Source organism: Flavobacterium sp. 90, from assembly GCF_004339525.1.
Classification (GTDB): Bacteria; Bacteroidota; Bacteroidia; order Flavobacteriales; family Flavobacteriaceae; genus Flavobacterium.
This window is the reverse complement of sequence record NZ_SMGE01000001.1, coordinates 675024-700076: the sequence shown is the minus strand read 5'-3', so window position 1 is coordinate 700076 and position 25053 is coordinate 675024. Positions and strand designations below refer to the sequence as shown.

The window sequence follows — 25053 nt, the reverse complement described above, 5'->3', positions numbered from 1 at the left end:
AAAAACAGCCTATTTTTTACGTACTATTTTTTTTTGTCTTAAAAAAATATCAAATTACCATTATGACCACTTATTTTTTCCAATTTGCCCCTGTTCAAATATGTAGGATAAGCATTACTTTGGGTTATTGTTGCGAATAATACATTATTATAATACGATACTTATTAACTAACTAAAACCCCATAAACCGATGAATAGACCTTATGATTAATAGTAGAGAAATGTTTTAGTGTTTCAAATAGAATCTCAATTAATTTTTAGAAGAAAAAACAAAATAAGATTGTAATTATTTTAATTGCATTTCTTGACGATTATCCAGCAGGATAAGCTAAAAATAAATTTTGTAATCTATGACACTACCATTTGAAACAATATTCAAAATATTAATTTAACAATTTAAAAAAAATGAAAAAAAGATATTTATTAATGTTAAGCATCATTGTATGTGCATGTTCAAAAGATGAAGTTATTGAAGTTAATCAGGCAAGCGCGATAGAAAAAGAAACTGTTATTAAAAATAATGCTTCTACTGCTAAAGTTGGAGCCGCATCGATTGCCGGACTAAATTGGGCAGACGGGCGAGATAATTTTGTAGATGGTTGGGTTATTCCATCGGGTTTAGAAGCGGCTGATAATTATGCTACAGTTGTGGCAAAAACAGATGCTGTATTAAATGGTTTTACCAGTAAAATAAACGGAGTAAATACAATACGTATTCCAATTAATCCACCTTCAGTTTCAGACAGTTGGTGGGCTAGTTATCAAGGAGTAATAGACAAAGCGACCAGTAAGGGCTGGAAAGTAATTATTGCCTGTTGGGAGTCTTCATCATCAAAAGATGGTATGATCGACAATACGACAGCTTTTTGGACAATGTGGACTACGGTTGTAAATAAATATCAAGGCAACGCAAATGTGTATTTTGAACCGTTTAATGAGCCTCATGGTTACACTTTAGCACAATTAACAACTATTTATGCTCAGTTTCTTTCTACTTATCCGAATGTTCCAAAAGGGCGAATAATCTTGGGTGGAACAGGATATTCGGAAAATGTTACCGGAGTTGGAGCAGATAGTCGTTTTAATGGCTGTTTGCTGGGATTGCACAATTATGCTTATTGGGCGACCAGAACAGTTACGCAATGGAGAGCAGATTGGCGCAGTCGTATAGGAAGTTATGGAAGCCGAACAGTAATTACTGAATTTGGTGCCGGAATGAACTCAGGTAAAGATTATCAAAATGGTAATCAGTCTGATAACGAAATCGCTTACATAGTAGCAACCAGTGATGTATGCAGGACAGACAATATTGCCAGTGTGTATTGGCCTGGTTTAAGAGATGGAGATTCTTATAGTTTATTTACAAGAGGAGGAAGCGGAACAAATATTACAATTAATACGGTTAATAATTCTGGTGTATTTCGCGTAAGATATGGCTGGGGTGAGAATTAATTTAAAAATGAAATAAATTTTAATAGGGAAGAAGGTCGTTAATGACCTTCTTTTTTTATATTCAATTTCAATAGTTTTGTAATTATCTCACGATCTTCTACAGTATAGTAATAACGTACTAGTCCTGTTTCTAGCATAAACAGGCAGGTGATGATTCGTCCTTGTTTGAGAAAAAAATCACCCTTTGGTCTGGTTTACATTTTTATTTTCTTAAAAAGCTCCCTTTCAATTTCATCGCTTATCACCCTCTAACTTTGCGACCAAACAGATTTTCTGTTACATTTTACTTCCATCAAATTACCATTTTAAATTTACTTCTGACATTTCATTAAAAAGCGATATTAAGTTGCTGCATTTTCGTTAAATAGCGAAATATAGTTGGTTTTAAAACTTTAATTATTTGTAAATTATTGATTTTTAGTCGTTTATAAAGTTGGCTTCATTTTGGTTTATAACTCGGCATAACATTAAAATATATATTATGCTGACTCAAAACCCTACTACAAAAGATACTCGTACCAAAATTCTATCACAAATTACAAGGTTTTTCCAGAAAGAAATCACTTTGTTTTAAATCGGTCTTTATACACGAATGGATCGCAAAATTGCCAGCATAAAAATTTATAATAACCAATTACTTATTAATCAATTAAAACTAAAATCTAAAAAAATGAAACGAATATTATTAATACTATTATTTTTCTTTGGACTGTTGGTTCAGTCTCAGGAAAAAGCAGATTTGATTCTTTATAACGGAAAAATTGCCACGATGCAAAAAGCTGGCGAATTTGTTCAGGCGCTGGCAATAAAAGACGGAATTATTTTGGCAACAGGAACTTCTAAAAGTATTTTAGAAACGTATAAAACTACAGTCACTAAAATTGTTGATGCTAAAGGTAAAACCGTTGTTCCTGGATTAAATGACAGCCATATTCATGTGATTCGCGAAGGCTTAAATTATAACTCAGAATTGCGTTGGGATGGTGTAAAAACGCTAAAAAGAGCTATGGAAATGCTTAAAGAACAAGCTGCCAGAACTCCGCCGGGCGTTTGGATAAAAGTTATCGGAGGCTGGAACGAATATGGTTTTGAAGAAAAAAGACAGCCAACAATCGAGGAAATAAATGCTGCAGTTCCTGACAAACCTGTCTTTATAACGTATCTCTACGGCAAAGCTTTTTTAAACAAAAAAGGAATTGAAGTTTTAGGTTATACCAAAGATACTCATTATGAAGGAAGTGTTTTGGAACAGGATAAAAACGGAAATCTAACCGGATTAATGTTTGCAAAAGAAACTCCAAAAGCAATTTATACTACGTTGGGATTAACCACAAAATTAACTCCCGAAGAAAGAATCAACAGTTCTCTCCAGTTTAATCGGGAACTAAATCGCTTTGGATTAACCTCAGTAATTGATGCAGCGGGAGGATCACAAAATTTCCCATCAGATTATGCGACTTCTATGGAATTGGCGAAACAGGGAAAACTAAACCTTAGAATCTCTTATTATTTGTTTGCACAGCAAAAAGGCAAGGAACTTCAGGATTATGAAAAATGGGTTGCTGAAACCGTTATCAATAAAAACGATAATCTTTTGGTTGCCAACGGTTATACCGAAGAAGGCGCCGGAGAAAATATTGTAGCTTCTGCCGCCGATTTCGAAAACTTTCTGGAACCAAGAATTGTACTTTCTGATGAAATGGAAAAAGATCTTGAACCAATTATTCGTCTGCTTGTTAAAAACAGATGGCCGTTTCGATTGCATGCTACTTATGGGGAATCAATTGACAGGATGCTAAATGTTTTTGAAAAAGTAAATAAAGAAATTCCGTTTAATGGTTTACGATGGTTTTTTGATCATGCCGAAACCATTACGCCTCAGGAATTAGAACGTGTAAAAGCACTTAACGGTGGAATTGCAGTTCAATTCAGAATGTATTTTCAGGGAGAATTGTATGAGAAAATGTACGGCGCTCCAAAGACACAGCTTCCTCCAATTAAAAAAATGCTCGAAATGGGAATCCCGGTAGGAATGGGAACCGATGCGACACGTATTTCAACCTACAATCCCTGGATGGCGCTGCATTGGCTCATTACAGGAAAAACGTTAGGCGGAATGCAGTTCTGGCCAAAAGAGCAGGTTTTGGATAAATTTACTGCGCTTCAATTGTATTCTTCAGGAAGTGCGTGGTTTTCGGGTGAAGAAAAAGAAAAAGGAAAATTGATAAAAGGAATGTATGCCGATATGTCGATTTTATCAGAAGATTATTTTACCATTTCAACGGATAAAGTTCGAAATATCGAATCGGATCTGACAATTGTAAATGGAAAAATAGTTTATGGCGCAAGAGAATTTAAAACATTTGATCCTGAAATAGCTCCGGTAATTCCGGATTGGTCGCCAGTGAAATATTTTGGAGGATACACTAAAAAACTTTAAGCATCAAGTTGATAATTTAAAATTGAATTATGAAAAACAAAATCCTATTGGTGGTTTTATTGCTTTCATTTTCTGGTTTTGCACAACGATATCCTGCGTTTAAATCACTGCGATTTGATGAAAATTATAGTGTTTTAAAAAATGATACCGTAAGCAATGATTGGTATAAAACAATGAAATTCCTGCCAGTTTCTGCTTCCAAAGAAACTTATATCAGTTTTGGGGGCGATATCCGATTTCAGTACTTCTATGCTAAAAATGAAAATTGGGGAGATGGTCCGCAGGATAACGATGGTTATGTTTTAGGAAGGTATTTATTTCATGCCGATTTTCATGCTGGAAAATTTTTCAGAACTTTTGTTCAGACACAAAGCAGTTTGGCAGACGGCAGAATCGATCCGAATCCCGTAGAACAAAATCCGCTTGAAGTACATCAGGCATTTGCAGATTTTAATTTCATAAATGAGGGCGCAAAAAGACTTATTTTAAGAGTAGGAAGACAGGAACTCACTTATGGATCACAGCGTTTGGTTGCCGTTAGAGACGGACCTAACAACAGGCAATCTTTTGACGGAATTAAAGCAATTGTATCGAGACAAAATTTCACAACAGATTTATTTTACACACATTACGTTGTAGCACACGATGGTATTTTTGATGATGCGTCGAATAAAGACAGGCAATTATGGGGAAGTTATTTGGTGTTTAACAAAATACCGGTGATCAAAAATATTGATGTTTATTATTTAGGTTACGAAAGAGCTCACGCTGCGTTTAATGATGCAACAGGAAAAGAAAACCGACAATCTGTAGGAACACGAATTTGGGGTAAAACAGAAAACTGGCGTTATGACGGAGAAGCTGTTTACCAATTTGGGAATGTTGCTGATAAAAATATTAGTGCCTGGACAGCTTCTATTAATGCGGGATATCGGTTTAATGCCGTAAAATTTCGTCCTGAAATTGGTTTTAAAACAGAAGTAATAAGCGGAGACAAAACGGAAGGCGATACAAGTTTGCAAACCTTTAATCCGCTTTTTCCAAGAGGTGCTTATTTTGGATTAGCTTCCGTAATCGGGCCTTCCAATTTAATTGATTTTCATCCATCATTGAGTTTTGAAATTCTCAAAAACGTTGATTGGGTAATTGATTATGATATGTTTTGGAGATACAGCAGCAACGACGGTATTTATGCACCAAATACGACTTTGATTTATCCCGGAGATACCACTACAGCAAAGAAAATAGGAAACCAATTAGAAAGTGAAATGATTTGGGAACCCAATCAATACCTTTATTTCAGGCTCGAAGCGACTTGGTTTCAGGCAAAAGATTATATCAAAGCATCCGGAACAGGTAAAAATATATTCTTTACAGGAATTACAATGCAGCTTCATTTTTAACGTGAAAGCTGCATCAAAATAATTTTAAAAAAACATCATTATGGAAAAATCGGTCTTTATATCAAAAATGAAAACTATAACATTAATAACAGCAATGTTATTGATTGGTTTTTCGGTACAAGCACAAGTGTACACTGATGAAGAAATCAAAACAAAAGAAACTGCTGAGAAGTTCTTCGGATATATTGGAGCGAAAGATCCGGAAAAAATAGCTTCTATGGTTTCCGAAAAAGTAGATTGGTATATTTTCGAATCGAAATATATGCCATGGACGGGACATCGCTCTAAGAGAGAAGAAATTTCAGAATTATTCAAAACCCTCTTTAGTTATTTTGTTGATGGAAGTGAAAAACTCGAAGCACAATCTTTTTTGTTGAGAGGAAATGAAGTGGCGGTTTTTGGTTTTGTTGAAAGAACAGTGAAAAAAAATGGTAAACATTTTAAAATGCCCCTTGCCATTCATATAACAGTAGAAAATAATCTGATTAGTAGATTTTCACTCTATGAAGAAACGCTGATTATTGAAAAAGTACTGAAATAAAATGTTTTCAATGAAGAGGAAATACGTTATATCTTAAAATCAACATTTATGAAAGACAGAAGAACATTTATTAAACAAGCAGGTCTTGCAGGCCTTGCGGGTTTGATACCAATAAGTACATTTTCTGCAAGCGATATTAAAGCAAACGAATTAGCCAATAATGAAAATTCTGCTTCCAAATGGGCGGATGGATCTCGTTTGGTAGTATCGGTATCGATGCAGTTTGAAGCGGGCGGACAACCGGTAAATTCTGAAAGTCCGTTTCCGCAAAATATGCAGAAAGGTTTTGTAGATCTTCCGGGAGAAACCTGGTATCAATATGGATATAAAGAAGGAATTCCAAGAATGCTGGACAATTGGGATAAATTCGGAATCAAAGTTACCTCACACATGGTAGGATCGGCAGTATTGAAAAATCCGGAACTAGCCAAAGAAATTGTTCAAAGAGGACATGAAGCGGCAGCTCACGGTATGGATTGGGCAACAGAATATTCTATGCCATATGAAACCGAAAAAAAGTTCATCAAAGACGGGGCAGAAGCTATTAAAAAAGTAACCGGTTTTGAACCTGTGGGGTATAATGCAAATTGGTTAAGACGCGGACCAAATACACTGGAAATTCTGCAGGAACTTGGTTTTAAATATCATATTGACGACTTAAGCCGTGATGAACCTTTTTTATTAAAAGTAAAAGGAAATGATTTTGCAGTAGTTCCATATACCATTCGCTGTAATGATATTGTATTAATAGAAGGTAAAAATTTTAGCGCAGATCAGTTTGCGCGTCAGGTTATAATGGAGTTTGATCAGCTTTATAAAGAATCAGAAACTAAGCGCAGACAAATGTCAATAAGTTTTCATGATCGAATAGGAGGAACGCCGCAAATGGTAAGTGCGACGACCGAAATCATTAGTTATATTCAAAAACATAAAGGAGTTAGTTTTAAACGAAAAGACGAGATTGCTCAAATGGCTTATCAGGACAAGAGCATCATAAGAGAATAAGCCATTACTATTAAAACTATTATCATTAAAACCATAATAAGATGAAGTATCAAAAACTATTTCAGCACTATAATTTAAGCGGTAATCACTTAGAAAACCGTTTTTTAATGGCTCCTATGACGCGTTCAAGAGCTTCGCAGCCGGGAGATATTCCAAATAGCTTAATGGCAGAATATTATGCTCAGCGAAGCACGGCAGGTATTATAATTACAGAAGCAGTTCAGGTTTCTCTGCAAGGAAAAGGATATGCTAAAACCCCCGGAATTTACAGTAAAGAGCAAATAGAAGGCTGGAAATTAATAACAGACGCGGTACATCAAAACGGTAGCAAAATATTTCTGCAGTTATGGCATGTAGGAAGAGTAAGCAGTTCTAAAGTAAACGGGTTACAGCCAATAGCACCTTCGTCACTAACGGCTCAAAATACAAGTGTTTACATTTTTGACGGCGCTCCAAATGGTGACGCCACCTTTGTGCCTGTAGACGAACCAAGAGAAATGAATAAAACCGATATTAAAATTGTAATTAAAGAATTTGTAGAAGGTGCACAAAATGCTATTGAAGCCGGTTTTGACGGTGTTGAAATTCACGGAGCAAACGGTTATCTGATCGATCAGTTTTTGAGAAGCAATAGCAATATACGAACGGATGAATATGGAGGCAGTAAGGAAAACAGAATTCGTTTATTGCTTGAAATTTCAAAAGCGGTAAAGAATGCAGTCGGAAAAGAAAAAACAGGAATAAGGCTTTCTCCCTTTATTAGTTTTAAAGATATGGATGATCCGGAGATTCTGCAAACGATAATGCTTGCTGCAGAAGAGCTGAACAAACTTGATGTTGCGTATATTCATCTTTGCGAAGCGGATTGGGATGAGGCGCCTCAAATTCCAATTGATTTTAGAATTAAACTTAGAGATACTTTTAAAAATACCATTATTGCCACAGGAAATAAAACTCCTGAAGAAGCGGAGAAATTGCTTCAGGAAAATTGGGTTGATTTAGTTGGTTTTGGAAGAAATTTTTTGACCAATCCGGATTATCCTGCCAGAGTAAAACAAAATTTGAGCTTAAATAAAATTTCAGACAATCATACTTTGTTTGGAGGTGGCGGAGCACGAGGCTATATTGATTATCCTTTTTTTCAAATTTTTTAAAAATAAAATCAAAAAAATATTGGTTTCTCAGAAACCAGTATAATTTACAAAACTCCAAAGTCGTTTGATTTTGGAGTTTTTTTTCTTTCGGATAATTCCGAAATATCTTTTCTTTAAGCGTAGAATATTTTAGGTATTTAAGCGTAAGTTTTTCTTTATGGAGAACAACATAAACAAGAAACTTTTTATTTTATCGTCAAGCGAAGAACGCAAAATCGAAAATGCTTTGGTTATTTGAGCTTCGACCGCTTTAATAGAAACGTCAAGATGTTCTGCAATTTCAATATTGGTTAAACCTTCTTTTTTGCTTAAAATAAAAACCTCTTTGCATTTTGGCGGCAGGTTTTGAATCTCTTTATTTACTACATTTATAACACGCTGCAAAGATTCTGAATCGTCTTCAAGAACAATCGAATTTAAGGCGTCGTAATATGATTTTTCTAATGAAAACAAAGATTGATTTTTTCGGTATAAATCAATAAACTCATTGTAAACCAATTTATAAAGAAAGCTCTTAATTGCATGATCAGATTTTAAACGTGTACGTTGTTCCCAAACTTTTATAAATACGTTTTGAACGATATCTTCGGCGCTGTAAACATTCTTTACCAGACTGTTAGCATAAACGCAAAGTTTGTGATGATACATATCAATTAGATAAGTATAAGCTCTTTCATCTCCATTTTTTAGAGATTCAATTAGTATATCGTTATCGTTAAAATCTTCACCTTTCATAGAAACAAATATATAAATTTATAATTTTTACGACCCAAAAGGATCATTTTTTTGCTAAAAACAATGCGTTTTTCTGTTTTCTATTGAATTTTATTACAAATAAAAAACCACCTGAAAATGCAAAGGTAGATTAAAATGTTTATTAATTCTATATGATTAATAGAGTTTTTGAAATTTTTTATTGAAAGAAAAAGATTTCAAATAATAAAAAAATCAGCAAAATGAAAAAAAGATTATCAAATTGTTAGGGTTTTGTTTTTTAGCTTCGTAATAATATTTAAAAAGGGTAAAATGACAGTGAAAAAGTCAGAGAGATTAATCGTGAAATTTATCACGAATCAAGCCAGTCAGGAAGAAATAGAAACGTTGACAGAATGGCTTAAAGAAGAAGAGAATCAAATTGTATTTAAGGATTTTGTAAAAACCAATTATGCAATAGATTCTGTTGTGAACACTTTTGATTCGACTGAAGTGAGAAAACAATTATCAGAAAGAATTCAGGAGGAAAATAATGTTTTTCAGAAAAGAAGATTTTCGTCTTATTATAAATATGCTGCAATTTTGATTGTAGCTTTTGGAAGTTTTTATTTCTATAAGAATTCAAATTTGTTTCATTCAAGAGCAAATGTAGTGGTTCCAAGACAAGATGAAATTGTGCTTCAAATAGACAATCAATCATCAGAAACAATCGATACTTCTGAAACCAGAAATTTGACAGATAAAGACGGAAAAATAATTGGAAAACAGGAAAAAAACAGATTAGTATATTCTAAATCTTATTCGGATGGAAAATTAGCTTTTAATACATTGAAAATTCCTTACGGGAAAAAGTTCGAAGTTCAATTGTCAGACGGAACAGTGATTCATTTAAATGCCGGAACATCATTGCGATATCCAATTCAGTTTTTAAAGAATCAAAGCCGGCAAGTTTATTTAACCGGAGAAGCATATTTTGAAGTAGCAAAAGACAAAGCACATCCGTTTACCGTAAATACACAAGAAGTTAATGTTGAGGTTTTAGGAACTAAGTTCAACGTCAATTCGTATACAGAAGATATAAGTACAGATGTAGTTTTGGTCGAAGGAAAAGTTTCGCTTTATAAAGAGAGAAAAACAGCAGACAATCAAGTGTATCTGACACCGGGACTAAAAGGTTCAAACATTCGCGGACAGCAAAAAATCGAAACAGAAAGTGTTAATACAGATTATTATACAGCGTGGGTAAAAGGAAGTTTAGTCTTTAAAAACGCTTCGTTTGAATCGATTATCAAAAAGTTAGAACGTCATTATAACGTGACTTTCATTAACAAAAACAAAAAACTGGCAAAAGAAATTTTTAACGCCCGTTTTGATAATGAACCTATTGAAGTCGTGCTGAAATATTTTAGCGACAGCTATGCAATTGATTATAAGATTGATGAAGATAAGATTACGATTAATTAGCCTGTCAAGAATATAGAGTATAGAGAAAAGAGTATAGAAGCAAGATTATAGAGTATAGAAAAAAGATGATAGAAGCAAGAGGCAAGATTATATCTTATAGACTAAAGTTTATAGACGATAAAAAATAGACTAAAGTTTATAATCTCGAATTAAGATGAAGTTTGAAGTAATTTAAAATCAACAATCTAAAATAAAACATTACAATCATAAATAACGAGAATAGATTTATAGACAATAGTCTACAATCTAAAATCAACAATCTACAATCTAAAATAAGTAAAAGCCTATGTAAAAAACGTCTAGAAAAAATGGATCGTTGTTTATAAAAAAAACCGGAAAATGCGCCAACATTTCCCGGTAGGATAAATGCGATCAGTAAACTAACCAACCACAATTAAAAACATTTAAAAGTATGAAAAAACTATTGAACAAAATCAGGTTCGACAAGCCTTTTTTGAAATTTGATTTGAAGATGAAATTGACTACATTATTTTTATTGACCACTTTGACAGTGATGCAGGCGGGAGTAACTTACTCTCAAAAGGCAAAAATGTCATTTAATGCCAGCGACATGACCGTTGGAAAAATAATTGAAAAGATTGAATACACGACAAATTACAGATTTGTTTATAATGTAAGATCAGTTGATTTAGAGCGCAAAATAGATGTCAGTCTCAATGATGTATCTATTGAAGCGATTCTTGGTACGATATTTAATAATACAGGAACTGATTTTAAAATTTCAGGAACTCATATTATTTTAACACCTAAAAAAGCTCCCGCAGAAAAACCTGTTGTAGCACAAAAAGCAGCCGAAGATTTTATTGTAAAAGGTAGAGTGACAGACGAAAAAGGAAATCCTCTGGTTGGTGCGGCAATTTCTGATAATGGCTCTGGAAATGGCGTACAAACTGACTTTAATGGTGAATATCAGATTATTGCAGTTAATAAAGAAACTACTTTGGCATTTGCTTATTTAGGCTTTGTGAGACAGGAAATTAAAGTAGCCGGAAGAGCTGTTATTAATGTTGTTCTTAAAGAAGATACACTAGAATTAGGCGAAATTGTATTGACTACAGGATATCAAAACATCTCAACAGAACAAGCGACAGGATCTTTCTCCAGTTTAAAAGCAAAAGATTTTCAGGAACAGCGTTTAAGCAGTTTAAACAAAATTTTAGAAGGTCGTATCGTTGGTTATCAGGATGGTAAAATTCGTGGAACTACTTCTATGAATGGTTTAACAACTCCGCTATATGTAATTGACGGATTCCCGATAGAAAACACAAAATACAATGAGAATTTTGGTTTAGAAGAAAATCTTCCAAACCTGAATTTAGAAGATATTGAAACAATTACGGTTTTAAAAGATGCAGCAGCTTCGTCTATTTATGGGGCTCGTGCAGCAAATGGTGTTGTGGTAATCACAACTAAAAAAGCAAAAGCAGGAAAAACTAATATCTCGTTTTCAAGCAATTTGACCGTAACTCCATATAGAAATTATACCGGAAACTTAACAGATGCAGGCGATATTATTGGTCTGGAAAGAGGTTGGGCAACAGCAAATCCTAATTTACAAGGCGCTGGCGCAAATGCTTATGCAAAATCATTATTAAGCAATGCAGTTTTTACAAGTCAGGGAATGCAAACGCTTTTAAACGGTTATGCAGGAAACATTTCTCAAGCAGATATGAACAATCGTCTGGATCAATTGGGTTCTCAGGGATATAGATATTATAATGACGTTGCGAAATATGCAAAACGTGATCAATATTTTATTCAGCATAACGTAAGTTTAGGCAAAGCAACAGAATCAAACACATTTAATGCGTCATTGACTTATAAAGGAAATAAATTTGAAGACCGCTATTCTGATAATCAATCGGTTGGTTTAAATCTGAAAAACTCTACAGAAATTACAAGCTGGTTGTCATTAGATTTAGGAACTTATATCAATTATGGCGAAAGCAATACACAAACTTATAATCCGCTTACTCAGCAAGATTATAAAACTCAGATGTACAACCAGTTGGTAAATGATGATGGATCTTATTTTACGTCTACAGCAGCATCTCGCTACAATGATTTTACGCAGCAATCAATAAAGAATTATGGTCTTTACAGCATGGATATTACGCCAATGGATGAATTAGGGCGAAATATAAACGAGACTAAAAATTTCTTAAACAGAACTTTTGCAAAGTTTAATGTAAAATTCAATAAATCACTTACCTACAATGCAATGTTTCAGTACGAATATGGCGTAGATCGTGGTAATTTATTAAGAGAAAAAGAATCGTATAGTGTTAGAAATGAAGTAAATGGTTTAGTAACTATTGATAATAATAACAAAGCGGTTTATAATTTGCCTTATGGTGATATCTTAAAAGAAACCAATCAATTTTCTAATGCTTACAACTTCCGTCAGCAATTGAATTTTGATCAGACTTTTAATAATAAACACGACGTTACCGCAATTGCAGGTATGGAAATCCGTCATTCAAAAATAGAATACGGAGACAAAACACGTTACGGCTGGGACGAGCAAACTTTATCATACACACCAATTAATCAGGCAAATTTGCTTAAAGTTTATGGATCTGTTTTTCCAGGTTCTATGGGATTAAATGATTTCGCAGCAGATCGTGAATTGGTAAACCGTTACGTTTCATTTTACGGAACCGGAGGATATACCTATGACAGAAGATATTCTTTTACAGGAAGTTTGCGTTGGGATCGTTCGAACCTTTGGGGAACAAACAATAAATATCAAAATAAACCAACATGGTCTACAGGAGCAGCGTGGAATATTGATAAAGAATCTTTCTTTGCCGTTGATTGGATAAACTCACTTAAACTTCGTGCTTCTTATGGTATTGGAGGAAATGTTGCCAAAGACGCAGCGCCTTATTTAACAGCTTCTTATTATGCTAATCCAAATGTAGGTGGAAATCAGGGTTATGTTAATTCAAGACCAAATCCTGAATTATCTTGGGAAAAAACAACAACAACTAATATTGGTGTAGATTTTTCATTCTTTAAAAATAGATTAAGCGGAACTTTTGATGTTTACAACAAAAAAGGACAAGATTTATTAGCAAACAGTAACGGAATTCCAACAGAAGGATTTGGTTATTCTACCTATAAAATAAACAATGGAGAAATGACCAACAAAGGAGTTGAAGCTACTTTAAGAGGAACCATTGTAAAAACAGATTCATTCTCTTGGGACGCCTCAGTTTTGTATGCGTATAACAAAAACAAAGTCGATTATGTAAAAGTAGAAGCTCCTGTATATTACTTACAGTTAGATGTTCCGGATGCTTATCCTAAAGTGGGCAAAAATTACAATACTATTTACGGTTACGAATGGGCAGGTTTAACTGATAAAGGTTTACCTCAGGTTTATAATGCAAAAGGCGAAAAAGTAATTTACAATCCGGCAGATTTAAATGCAATTCATGATTATGGTTCAACTGTTCCAACACACAGCGGATCATTTCATACGGCTGTAAACTACAAGAATTTTTCACTTTCGGCATTGTTTATCTATGAGTTAGGACATAAAATCAGAAATACATTTTTACCAATGTTACAGAACAATTATTCTTCTGGAATAGGTAGTTATGTAACAGATATTACAACTGTAAATAAAAATATAGAAAACCGTTGGCAAAAACCAGGCGATGAAGCTTTTACTAATATTCCTCGTGCGGTATACGAATACGAAGCCGATTTTACATCAGATTCTCGTGACATTTATCGTTATGCAAATATTAATATTCTTGATGCCTCAAATATCAGATTAAGCAATATTTCTCTTGCTTATAATTTGCCTTCGTCTGTTATAAAAAGAGTAAAATTACAAGATGTTCGCTTTAATCTGAATGCTGAAAATGTCTATACTTTCGCCAAAAGCAGAGACGCTAAATATCTTTTAAATGGCTATCAATCTCCAAGTTTAGTTTTTGGTGTTAATATTAATTTCTAATTTAAAAAGACTACACGATGAAAAATATATATAAAAATATACTGTGCGTTTTAGCATTAGGATTGGTTTTAGCATCTTGCTCCAACTATTTAGATGATGCGCCAAAAGGATCTAAAATACCAACAACATTGGCAGATTTTGAAGCTTTTCTTCGCGATGAATACACCAATCAAAGTGTAGATATTGCACAAGCTTCGACCTTGATCAACGATAAGTTTATTGATATTGCAACTCTTGCCGCTCAGCGTTTGACAAAAGCCAACTATATGTGGGATGAAACCGCAGATCGTATTCAGTTAAATCAATCGGACGAAAGACAATATTATGGACAATATGCCGGTATTTCGACCTTTAATTTGATTATTGCAAATGCTTTGACAACAACAGAAGCAACCGAAGATCAAAAAAGAGCAGTTTGGGCAGAAGCAAAAATTCTACGTGCAATGTCTTACTATAACTTGGTTAATTTTTATGCCGATACGTATGTAGCTTCGACTGCGGGAACAAAATTATCTGTGCCTTTAATTACAAGTGCCGATATTAATGCGCCAAGCAAGCAAGTAACGATTCAGGAATTGTATGATTTTATTTTGGCCGATGTAAAAGACGCATTGCCTTATTTACCAAAAGTTTCTCAAACAGCTTTGCATCCTAATTTAGGAGCAGGTTATGCCTTTTATTCCCGCGTTTATTTGCAAATGAATAATTATACAGAAGCCCTAAAATATGCTAATTTGGCTTTGACCGAAAACAATAAACTTTACGACTGGGTAGCATATTATAATGCAAATAAAGCGGTCATTGACATTCCTAATTCTTATACAAATACGCCATCTCCAATGGGATTTGATTATGTTGAGAATTACACCTTCCGTCATGGCGAAAGAACCTATTTATCTACAGAATATAGTATTCCGGTAGAACGTGCACAACGTTTTGAAGCTGGAGACGTTCGTTTTAAATCTCGTTGGAAACTAAGAACCGTTGGTGCAGATACGTATTACAGAAGAACTTTATCAGGAATGTTTAATTATGGCGGAATCACAACTGTAGAAGTTTATTTGATTAAAGCAGAATGTCTGGCTCGTGCAGGACAAATTAGTGATGCTCTAGATGTATTAAATACAGTTCGTAAAACACGTATTCTTCCAGCTTCTTATCAGGATATTACAACTTCAGATAAAACAGTTGCCTTAAACGCCATTTTCAAAACGAAGTATAACGAACTTATTTTGACAATTATTCCTTTTGCAGATGCACGTCGTCTAAATGCCGAAGGACTTTATAAATTGAATTTGTCGAAAACTGCTGGCGGAGTAAACTACGCATTAGCAACAGATTCACATTTATGGACAATGCCATTTCCTCAAGGAGCTACAAAAAATCCTGGAAACGGAACTCTAACTCAAAACGTAGGTAAATAAAAATCTTAAAGCTTCCTGATTAGGACTTTCGAAAAGGAAGCTTTTACTTAAAATATCAATCAAAAAATGAATACAATTAAATTTAAAGTAATTGGATTATGCATTTGTGTATTTGCATTTTCCAACAATATCGAGGCGCAAAAGAAAAAGCCTGCAGTAACCGCAACCTCTTATAACCTTGAAGGAAATATAACAGGACTTGAAGACGGAACGACCATAAAATTAATTCCCGGAGCAACACATTCATCAGAATCTGCAGTTGCCGAAACTACGCTTAAAGATGGCAAATTTACCTTTACAGGAAAATTAAACGAACCTCGTATGTTTTATCTTGAATTTGGAAAAAACAAAGGATACATTCCGGTTATAGTAGAAAATTCTAAAATAAAACTAACAGCTGAAGCAGAAGTTTTAAAACAAGAAGACGGAAGAATCAATTTTAAAAACGAAGTAGTTTCAGGATCTAAATCAAATGATTATTATAAAAAAGAAACTGCTTTTAGAAAAGATTTAGAAAAAGATTACGAAGATTATCATAAAGGTACCGAAGCAGTTGCAGATGCATACGGTAAAGCAAGAGTTTCCGGAAATAAAAAACTGATGGATTCTATTGGAAATTCTCCGGAATGGAAAGCTTTTGAAGCCAAAGAAAAGGCATTTTTTGCCAAAGTTGAAAAAACAACAAATGATCTAATTACAAGAAATAAAGCAACCTGGTGGGGACCATTTTTTATGTTGACACAATACAGTTATTTCACTCCGGATCAAAAGCCAATTTATGAGCAATTTTCTCCGGAAGCAAAGAAAAGTTATTACGGTCAAGTAGCAGATAAAGATCTTAATCCAAAGACTTTAGTAGGAACAAGCGTTCCAAATTTTGGATTAAAAGACAAAGACGGAAAAGCCTATAATGTTAAAGACATCGTTGCAGGAAAAAAATACATTTTAATTGACTTTTGGGCGTCTTGGTGTGGACCTTGCCGCAAAGAAATTCCGAATTTAAAAACGGCTTATACAGCTTACGCCGATAAAGGATTTGAAATCTTAAGTATCTCAATCGATAAAGACGAAAAAGCATGGCAAAAAGCTTTAGGACAAGAAAATATGCAATGGCACAACCTTCTTGATGACAATAAAGTAAGTAATGCATTCAACGTAAAAACAATTCCAGCCACTTATTTAGTAGATAGTAAAGGTGTAATTATCGGGGATAATTTAAGAGGCGCAGAATTAGAAGCTAAATTGAAAGAACTTCTGAAATCATAATTTTCAGTTGACAGTTGACATTTCACAATTCACATTTCACATAAAAAAAAATATCAAACATGAAAAGTACAATCTTAAAATCTGGTTTATTGGCCTTAGCGCTTACAGCCACAATTAGTTCCTGCTCAAAAAAAGAAGAAGGATTTACAATAAACGGTAATATTCCGGGACAAAAAGACGGATTAGTTTATTTGGAGTTTCAGGATGGAGACAAAAACATTGTAAAAGACTCTGTTAAAATCGTAGACGGCAAATTTACCTTTACAGGAAAAGTCGACGAACCTTTGAGATACAGTGTCAAGCTAAAAGGGCAGGAGTTTGGAAGAGTTTTTGTTTTATCAAATGAAACGATAAATTTTACAGCGAATAAAGACAGTATTTTCGCTGCAAAATTGTCTGGAGCAACTCAGGATTCGATTTATATGTCTTATTATAAAAATGAATTTACAAAGATCCAGAAAATTGCAGGTCCGGTTTACAAAGCGTCAGATTCTATAAGCCAAAACGGAAAAGTAAAACCAACAGCTGAGCAAAAAGCAATGATGGATAAACGTTGGGCAGATTTACAAACTTTGGCAGATGATCTTACTTTTAAATTTATTAAATCTCATAAAGATCAGATTGCAGGCGCTTTAGTTTTGGACGATCGTTTGGTAACTTACGGAACTCCGGAACAAGTAAAAGAATATTATGCTGTTTTAAGCCCTGAAGTTCAGAAATCTTATTTTGGTAAAAAAATCAAAAGCGGAATCGAACTTAACGATAAAACTGCGCCAGGTGTTGCAGCTCCCGAATTTTCTCAAACAGATGTAAACGGAAAAGTAGTTAAATTATCTGACTATAAAGGAAAATATGTTTTAGTTGATTTCTGGGCAAGTTGGTGCGGTCCATGCCGAAAAGAGAATCCAAACGTAGTTGTAGCTTACAAAGCATATCACGATAAAGGATTTGAAGTTTTAGGCGTTTCATTAGACGATAAAAAGAATCTTTGGGAAAAAGCAATCGAAAAAGATGGCTTAACCTGGACACACGTTTCTGACCTAAAAGGCTGGAAAAATGATGTTGCCGTTTTATACGGAGTAAAACTTGTTCCAACCAATTACCTAATTGGACCTGATGGAAAAATTGTTGCTAAAAATCTAAGAGAAGAAGCACTTCAAGCTAAACTAAAAGAGATTTTTAGTAAATCTTAAAACAGTAAAATTAGCTATCAAACTTTGTCAAAGTTTTAAACTTTGACAAAGTTACTTCACGCTAAAAAAAACATCTCAATTACAAAAAATGAAAAAATACATCTTCGTGGGCTATTGCTCACTAGCTTTCTGTACGCTTATTTCAGCGCAAAATAAATCGGTTAATTTTAAGAAAATCAAAGAATTAGGTGGAATTGAAGAATATTTGTACCAACCAAACGGTATGAATGTTTTACTCTTGCAAGACAATGCTTCGCCAGTTGCAACCGTGCAAATTGTGTATCGTGTTGGTTCTAAAAACGAAGTTTTGGGAAACACAGGATCAACGCATCTTTTAGAACATTTAATGTTTAAAGGAACTCCAAGTTTCAACAAGAAAAACGGAAATACGATTACTGATGTTCTTCAAAATACGGGAGCGCAATTAAACGCTACAACTTGGTACGACAGAACCAATTATTTTGAAACATTGCCGAGTGATAAAATTGCTTTGGCACTTCAAATTGAAGCAGACAGAATGCGCAATTCTTTATTACTAAAAGAAGATAAAGAAGCCGAAATGACCGTTGTTCGTAACGAATTTGAACGCGGAGAAAACGATCCAAATAGTTTATTGGACAAAGAAATTTGGGCAGCTGCATATATTGCGCATCCGTACCATCATTCTACAATTGGATGGAAATCTGATATTGAAAAAGCACCAATCGAAGTATTACGTAATTTCTACAACACTTATTACTGGCCGGATAATGCGACTTTGACGATTATTGGAGATTTTAAAAAAGAAAAAGTTTTTGAATTGATCGAGCAGTATTTCGGTAAAATCACAAAAGCGCCAAACGCAATGCCTCAGCCATATACCGAAGAACCGGAACAATACGGACCTCGTAAAATTGTAGTTAAAAAACCGGGAGAATTAGGCGTTGTTAATAAAGCTTATAAAATTCCTGGTGCTTTAAACGAAGATTTGCCAGCTTTGAATATTCTGGGAGAAATCATTGGTTCTGGTCCATCGGCTATTTTAAATAAAACTTTTGTAGACACAGGTTTAGGGATTTACACTTACTCAAGTGCAACAAATTTTAAAGAAGTTGGACTTTTTACTATTGGAGTTGGTTTTCCAACGACTTCAAAACACGAAGATATTGATGCTAAAATTGGCGAAGTTGTAGCTAAAATCCAAAAAGAAGGTGTTACACAAGAAGAAGTAAATCGTGTCGTAGCCAATATCAGCGCGCAAACTATCTTAGCTCGTGACGGTTCTGGCGTAATTGCATCACAATTAAACGAAGCTATTGCTGCCGGAGATTGGACAGATTATATCACAGGAGTTGACCGATTGAAAAAAGTTACGCCGGCTGATGTTTTACGTGTAGCTAAAAAATATTTAGTTGAAGATCAAAGCACAACAGGATATTTTGTTCCGAAACAAAATGGAGGTCAAAGTCAGGAATCGGCGCAAGCCAACAATTATATGCCAGAGAATGGACCGTTTTATTACAGACATCCGGAAAATGGACACGATCATAATGAAGTTTCTGAAGTTCATTTATCAGAACAAAAAAATGCGGTAAAAACTATTGTTGCAGAAGATGAAACTTCAATCGAAAAAACTGCTTCGGCTTACAAAAGAGAAAAAGTAGCCGGAATTGATGTTGTTTCTGTAAAAACTTCGGCTAAAGATTTTGTGACCGTTGCAGCAAGTATTTCGTTAGGAAATTATGCTAATGAAGGTAAAAACTTGGCGATTCCATCATTAACAGCTTCAATGTTATCAAAAGGAACAACGCTGAATAACAAATTTAAATTCTCAGAAAAACTTCAAAAATTAGGTGTAAATATCAATGTAAATGCTTCTACAACCAAAGTTAATATTGGTTTTAAATGCCTGAAAAAAGATTTAGATCAGGTAATTATTTTATTAGCCGAAGAATTAAGAAATCCATTATTTGATGCGAAAGAATTCGAAAATCTAAAACAACAATTTACAGGAAACATTCAACAAAATTTGAATGATCCGGGAGAAAGAGGAAGTATTGCGTTATCTCAGGCAATTTATCCAAAAGGAAATCCGAATTATGATCCAAGTGTTGAGCAAGATTTAACCAATGTTAAAAATGCGACTTTGGAAGAAGTAAAAGCATTTCACAAAAAATATTTCGGTCCCGCTTCAATGCATTTGGTTATTGTTGGAGATACAGAAGGTGCAAATTTGAATAATTCATTAAATAAATCTTTCAAAAACTGGAATGGTGGAGTTGTTGAAAGTATGAAGTTTGAAGAAGCTGTAAAAGCAAACGCTAAAACAGAAGTTATTACAATCGCCGAGAAACCAAGCGCCGAATTGTACATAGGGCAATACACAGGTTTGAAAAGAGTTGACGCAGATTATATTCCGTTTTACATTGGGAATTATACTTTAGGTGCCGGTTTTGCTGGTCGCTTGATGCAAACTGTTCGTGATAATGATGGTTTAACTTATAATATTTCATCAGGAACTGGCGGAAACATTACAACTGGTGGTTACTGGATGGTAAATGCATCGTTTAATCCAACGTTATTCCAAAAAGGATTGGACGCAACTATGGTTCAGATTAAAAAATGGGTAAACGACGGAATCACTTTGGAAGAACTGGAAAACAAGAAAACCAATTTAATTGGAAGTTTTAAAGTTGGAATGGCAACCACAAACGGAATGACCAGAACGATTTTAGGTTTTATAGAAAGAGGTTTAGAGCCAAATTACATTGACCAATATCCAAAAGACATCGAAAAAGTAACGCTGAAACAAGTGAATGATGCGATCAAAAAGTATATTCAGTTGGACAAGATGATTATTGTAAAAGCGGGTTCGTTAGATAAAGATGGTAATCCTTTGAAGTAGTTTTTTTTAAGCAAGAGGAAAGAAAAAAGATGTAAGAAGCAAGATTGTGATTCAACTTTGTCAAAGTTTTAAACTTTGACAAAGTTATCGCAATCTGAAATAGTATAGTGACCACAATCTTGTCATCCCGAGGAACGAGGGATCTCCACGAGTAGCTCGACAAAGATTGAAAATTTTGATTACGGAGTTACTTGCGAAGATTTCGCCTCCGTCGAAATGACAAGATTGTGGTCAAAACCTGAAACCTGAAACAAAAAAAAACAATTTTAATAGTTGTCTTTCATTTTTAAATCTGAATTAGTAAGCAATTTTTGTGAAAGACCCAAAAGAGCTGTTTTGCCGACAGCTCTTTTTTTTAATCAAACTTAAAATATCAAAACATAAAACAATGAAAAACTTTATCATAACCTTAATATTGCTAGTGAGTTGCAGTATGTTTGGACAAATGTATAATCCGGTAAAATGGACAACTTCTGTAGAAAAAATTTCAGATAAAGAATATATTTTAAAAGCTGAAGCTTCGATTCAGTCCGGATGGCATTTATATGGACAATATATTGAAGAAGGAGGACCATCGGCGACAGCCTTTTCTTTTAAAAATCCGAAGAAAAACTTTGAATTAACAGGCAAAACCACCGAAGGAAAAGGTCATGAAGTCGTGGATAAAATCTTCAATATGAAAATTAAATATTTTGAAGATAAAGCACTTTTTACACAAAAAATAAAATTCACATCAGATCAAATTACAAATATTGCCGCTGAAGTGGAATTTATGGTTTGCGATGACAGTAATTGTCTACCGCCATCATCTGAAGAATTATCTTTTAAAATGCCAAATTCAGTAAAAATGGCTTCCGCCGAAGAAACTGCAGTTGCAAAAGATACCACAATTGCAGAAGAAAAAGCAATCGTAAAAGAAACAGAAAAAGCAGAAATAGCAATTGCAAAACCTGTTGAAAAGAAGGATTCAAGAGGATTAATAAGCATTTTTATTATTGCCTTTTTATCAGGATTTGCAGCTTTATTGACGCCTTGTGTTTTCCCGATGATCCCAATGACGGTGAGTTTTTTTACCAAACAAAGTAAAACCAAAGCAGCAGGAATCAGAAACGCTTTGATTTACGGATTTTCGATCATTATTATTTATGTTTTATTGGGTTCAATTGTAACGGCTGTTTTTGGTGCTGATTCTCTGAACGCGCTTTCAACGAACGTTTGGTTTAACCTTATTTTCTTTATTTTATTGGTTGTTTTTGCTGTTTCTTTCTTAGGAGCTTTCGAGATTATGCTTCCAAATGCATTAGCAAACAAAGTCGATTCACAAGCGGATAGAGGAGGATTAATCGGGATTTTCTTTATGGCTTTGGCTTTAGCAATTGTTTCTTTTTCGTGTACCGGACCAATTGTTGGAACATTATTAGTAGAAGCAGCTTCAAAAGGAGGAATCGCGCCAATTGTTGGAATGTTAGGATTTTCGACTGCGATAGCGTTGCCGTTTTCATTGTTTGCTGCATTTCCGGGTTGGTTAAATGCTTTGCCAAAATCTGGCGGTTGGCTAAATACCGTAAAAGTGGTTTTAGGCTTTTTAGAATTGGCTTTAGCTTTTAAATTTTTATCAAATGCTGATTTGGTTTTGCAATTACATTGGCTGGAAAGAGAAGTATTTCTAACAATTTGGATTGCCGTTTTTGGAACTTTGGCTTGCTATTTATTCGGAAAAATTACGTTGCCGCATGATTCTCCTTTAAACCATATTTCGGTTGGAAGATTAGGTTTTGGATTAATTGTTTTGTCTTTTACGATTTACCTGATTCCGGGACTTTGGGGCGCACCTTTAAAATTAATCAGTGGTTTTGCACCTCCAATGCAATACAGTGAATCTCCAGACGGATTTGGAGCTTCTAAAAGTGTTAGCGAAACAAAATCGGATTTACCGGAAGGAGCAGAATTTGGACCGCAAAATATCATTACTTTTCACGATTATGATAAAGGAATGGAATTCGCAAAGAAAAACGGAAAACCGGTTTTATTAGACTTTACAGGTTATGCGTGCGTAAATTGCAGAAAAATGGAAGAGTTGGTTTGGTCAGATTCTAAAGTTTCAGATGTTTTAAAAAACAAGGTAGTTTTGATTTCGTTGTATGTAGACGACAAAAAAGAACTTCCGGAAAACGAACAATATATTTCTGAAACAACAGGAAAAAAGATCAAAACGGTTGGAAATAAATGGAGCGATTTACAAATTAAACGATATAAAGCAAATGCGCAGCCTTTTTATGTAATTGTAGATCAAAACAGCGCAAACCTGACGGAACCGTCGGCTTATAATCCTGATATCGAAGATTATTACAATTGGCTGAACACGGGAATCAAAAACTTCAAATCATAATTGTTTTTAGAAAAAAATAGTCATGGAATCTATTATAGAAAAAACAGCGATAACAGAATTAGAATATTATTTTTCTAAATTCAGAGGAAATACAATTGGCGTTAATCATTTTTTTGAATCCGCTTACGGGAAACAGAAAATATTGTACGCAGATTGGATTGCGAGCGGAAGATTATATTTTCCAATTGAGGAGATAATGCTCAATAAAATAGGTCCGATGATCGCTAATACGCATTCGTTTTCAAGCGAAACCGGCAAAGCATCGACATATGCGTATCAACATGCGCGAGCAATAATCAAAAAGCACGTAAATGCCAATGATTCTGATTGCTTGGTGGCTACAGGAACCGGTATGACGGCTGCTTTGTCAAAATTGCAGCGTATTATGGGACTTCGTTCTGAGGATAATATTTATAATGTAAAACTGCAGTTTGATGACGAAAGACCAGTGGTTTTTATCACACATATGGAGCATCATTCTAATCAGGTTCCGTGGTATGAAACTATTGCCGATGTTGTGGTTTTACCTGCCGATAATAACAATTTGGTTGACCCGAAAATCTTGTCTTCAGAACTTCAAAAATATAAAAACCGAAGTTTGAAAATTGGTTCGTTTACGGCTTGTTCAAATGTTACAGGAATTATCACGCCGTATTATGAATTGGCCAAAATCATGCATCAAAACGGTGGTTTTTGTTTTGTAGATTTTGCTGCTTCGGCACCTTACGTTTCAATTGATATGCATCCTGAAGATCCGGAAGCGCAATTGGATGCGATTTTCTTTTCGCCTCATAAATTTTTAGGAGGACCGGGAACTTGCGGTATTTTGGTTTTTAATGAAAAATTATACAAATCAAGTTTTCCGGATAATCCCGGTGGTGGAAATGTAAAGTATACCAATCCGTGGGGCGGATATCATTACAGTGATGCAATAGAAGTAAGAGAAGATGGCGGAACTCCGGGATTTCTGCAAGTGATTCGGACAGCGTTATGTTTAGAATTAAAAGAACAAATGGGTGTTGAAAACATGAAAAACAGAGAAAAGGAATTGCTGGATTTATGTTATTCAAAACTTCAAAAAATAGAAGGAGTTTCTATTCTGGGCGATTTAAATACAGAACGAATTGGCTGCGTTTCTTTTAATATTGAAAACATTCATTACAATTTAGTTGTCCGTATTTTAAATGATCGTTTCGGAATTCAGGTTCGTGGCGGTTGGTCTTGCGCGAGTACTTATGCGCATTATTTATTTGGCATTAATCGAGAGGAATCTTCAGAAATGACAAAAGAGATTCTTCAGCAAAATCTAAGTAATAAACCAGGTTGGGTTCGTATTTCTTTGCATCCAACAATGACCAATGATGAACTTTTATTTATTTGTGATGCCATCCAAAAAGTTGAAGCTAACTACAAAGAATGGCAAATGATTTATACTTATAATCCTTTCACCAATGAATATGAAATCTCTGAAAAGATAAATTTGTTGGAGACAGAGGTTAAGAAATGGTTTTGTTTAGAATAATTAGCCTTAAACAATAAATACTGAATTCAAATATAAAATTGCTGGAATGTATAATTTTAAGTAATTAGAAAAGCGTTAATTTTATTAAAGATTAGCGCTTTTTTTTAATTTTAGAAGGTAACAATTCAAATTCAGAACTACGAGTAAAATTCGCTTTAAGAAAGTGCTTGGTTCATATTATTACAATAAGGAAGATCCTCAAAGACTATTG

Annotated in this window: 15 protein-coding genes; 14 read left to right on the top strand and 1 reads right to left on the bottom strand. The window is 34.2% G+C overall.

Annotated elements, in window-relative coordinates; translation table 11 throughout:
• The first annotated feature begins 405 nt into the window (after positions 1–405).
• From C8C83_RS02940 to C8C83_RS02915, 6 genes are all read left to right on the top strand, one after another.
• Positions 406–1452 carry a cellulase family glycosylhydrolase gene (locus C8C83_RS02940; RefSeq protein ID WP_199735281.1) on the top strand — a complete coding sequence of 349 codons (1047 nt, stop codon included), beginning with the start codon at positions 406–408 and terminating at the stop codon, positions 1450–1452.
• 670 nt (positions 1453–2122) lie between these two features.
• Positions 2123–3892 carry an amidohydrolase gene (locus C8C83_RS02935; protein WP_121329932.1) on the top strand — a complete coding sequence of 590 codons (1770 nt, stop codon included), beginning with the start codon at positions 2123–2125 and terminating at the stop codon, positions 3890–3892.
• Between the two features lie 29 nt (positions 3893–3921).
• Complete coding sequence (locus C8C83_RS02930) at positions 3922–5295, top strand: alginate export family protein (protein WP_121326359.1); 1374 nt, start codon at positions 3922–3924, stop codon at positions 5293–5295.
• A gap of 67 nt (positions 5296–5362) precedes the next feature.
• The gene (locus tag C8C83_RS02925) at positions 5363–5836 is read left to right on the top strand and encodes a nuclear transport factor 2 family protein (protein ID WP_158598132.1); all 474 of its coding nucleotides are present in this window, start codon (positions 5363–5365) and stop codon (positions 5834–5836) included.
• 48 nt (positions 5837–5884) lie between these two features.
• Positions 5885–6841, top strand: coding sequence for a polysaccharide deacetylase family protein (locus C8C83_RS02920; RefSeq protein ID WP_121326357.1), 957 nt, complete (start codon positions 5885–5887; stop codon positions 6839–6841).
• A gap of 41 nt (positions 6842–6882) precedes the next feature.
• A complete protein-coding gene (locus C8C83_RS02915) occupies positions 6883–7995 on the top strand; it encodes an alkene reductase (protein WP_121326356.1) in 1113 nt (370 codons plus the stop codon).
• Positions 7996–8124: 129 nt separating this feature from the next.
• On the opposite strand, the gene C8C83_RS02910 is transcribed toward C8C83_RS02915, so the two are convergent.
• Positions 8125–8730: an RNA polymerase sigma-70 factor gene (locus tag C8C83_RS02910; protein WP_132011650.1), complete on the bottom strand. Its 606-nt coding sequence runs from the start codon at positions 8728–8730 to the stop codon at positions 8125–8127.
• Positions 8731–9021: 291 nt separating this feature from the next.
• Between C8C83_RS02910 and C8C83_RS02905 the strand changes: the two genes are divergently transcribed.
• The 8 genes from C8C83_RS02905 to C8C83_RS02870 all read left to right on the top strand — a co-directional run bounded on the left by C8C83_RS02905 (position 9022) and on the right by C8C83_RS02870 (position 24842).
• Positions 9022–10173, top strand: coding sequence for a FecR family protein (locus C8C83_RS02905; protein WP_121326355.1), 1152 nt, complete (start codon positions 9022–9024; stop codon positions 10171–10173).
• Positions 10174–10585: 412 nt separating this feature from the next.
• Positions 10586–14164, top strand: coding sequence for a SusC/RagA family TonB-linked outer membrane protein (locus C8C83_RS02900; protein ID WP_121326354.1), 3579 nt, complete (start codon positions 10586–10588; stop codon positions 14162–14164).
• Positions 14165–14181: 17 nt separating this feature from the next.
• Entirely contained in the window at positions 14182–15588 is a 1407-nt protein-coding gene (locus C8C83_RS02895) for a RagB/SusD family nutrient uptake outer membrane protein (protein WP_121326353.1), read from the top strand.
• Between the two features lie 66 nt (positions 15589–15654).
• On the top strand, positions 15655–16854 hold the full coding sequence (locus C8C83_RS02890; protein ID WP_121326352.1) for a TlpA disulfide reductase family protein: 1200 nt from the start codon (positions 15655–15657) through the stop codon (positions 16852–16854).
• 59 nt (positions 16855–16913) lie between these two features.
• On the top strand, positions 16914–18047 hold the full coding sequence (locus C8C83_RS27445) for a TlpA disulfide reductase family protein (protein WP_121326351.1): 1134 nt from the start codon (positions 16914–16916) through the stop codon (positions 18045–18047).
• An 88-nt stretch (positions 18048–18135) separates the two neighbouring features.
• Positions 18136–20931 (top strand): pitrilysin family protein, encoded by a 2796-nt coding sequence (locus tag C8C83_RS02880; RefSeq protein ID WP_121326350.1) that lies wholly within the window; start codon positions 18136–18138, stop codon positions 20929–20931.
• Between the two features lie 388 nt (positions 20932–21319).
• Positions 21320–23320 carry a cytochrome c biogenesis protein CcdA gene (locus C8C83_RS02875; RefSeq protein ID WP_121326349.1) on the top strand — a complete coding sequence of 667 codons (2001 nt, stop codon included), beginning with the start codon at positions 21320–21322 and terminating at the stop codon, positions 23318–23320.
• A gap of 22 nt (positions 23321–23342) precedes the next feature.
• On the top strand, positions 23343–24842 hold the full coding sequence (locus C8C83_RS02870; protein ID WP_121326348.1) for an aminotransferase class V-fold PLP-dependent enzyme: 1500 nt from the start codon (positions 23343–23345) through the stop codon (positions 24840–24842).
• Positions 24843–25053: the final 211 nt, after the last annotated feature.

Coding starts and splice junctions, on each gene's coding strand:
- C8C83_RS27445 (WP_121326351.1), top strand. CDS start 16,914: ATGAAAAGTACAATCTTAAAATCTGGTTTATTGGCCTTAGCGCTTACA.
- C8C83_RS02890 (WP_121326352.1), top strand. CDS start 15,655: ATGAATACAATTAAATTTAAAGTAATTGGATTATGCATTTGTGTATTT.
- C8C83_RS02870 (WP_121326348.1), top strand. CDS start 23,343: ATGGAATCTATTATAGAAAAAACAGCGATAACAGAATTAGAATATTAT.
- C8C83_RS02915 (WP_121326356.1), top strand. CDS start 6,883: ATGAAGTATCAAAAACTATTTCAGCACTATAATTTAAGCGGTAATCAC.
- C8C83_RS02900 (WP_121326354.1), top strand. CDS start 10,586: ATGAAAAAACTATTGAACAAAATCAGGTTCGACAAGCCTTTTTTGAAA.
- C8C83_RS02925 (WP_158598132.1), top strand. CDS start 5,363: ATGAAAACTATAACATTAATAACAGCAATGTTATTGATTGGTTTTTCG.
- C8C83_RS02935 (WP_121329932.1), top strand. CDS start 2,123: ATGAAACGAATATTATTAATACTATTATTTTTCTTTGGACTGTTGGTT.
- C8C83_RS02875 (WP_121326349.1), top strand. CDS start 21,320: ATGAAAAACTTTATCATAACCTTAATATTGCTAGTGAGTTGCAGTATG.
- C8C83_RS02920 (WP_121326357.1), top strand. CDS start 5,885: ATGAAAGACAGAAGAACATTTATTAAACAAGCAGGTCTTGCAGGCCTT.
- C8C83_RS02895 (WP_121326353.1), top strand. CDS start 14,182: ATGAAAAATATATATAAAAATATACTGTGCGTTTTAGCATTAGGATTG.
- C8C83_RS02930 (WP_121326359.1), top strand. CDS start 3,922: ATGAAAAACAAAATCCTATTGGTGGTTTTATTGCTTTCATTTTCTGGT.
- C8C83_RS02940 (WP_199735281.1), top strand. CDS start 406: ATGAAAAAAAGATATTTATTAATGTTAAGCATCATTGTATGTGCATGT.
- C8C83_RS02910 (WP_132011650.1), bottom strand. CDS start 8,730: ATGAAAGGTGAAGATTTTAACGATAACGATATACTAATTGAATCTCTA.
- C8C83_RS02905 (WP_121326355.1), top strand. CDS start 9,022: ATGACAGTGAAAAAGTCAGAGAGATTAATCGTGAAATTTATCACGAAT.
- C8C83_RS02880 (WP_121326350.1), top strand. CDS start 18,136: ATGAAAAAATACATCTTCGTGGGCTATTGCTCACTAGCTTTCTGTACG.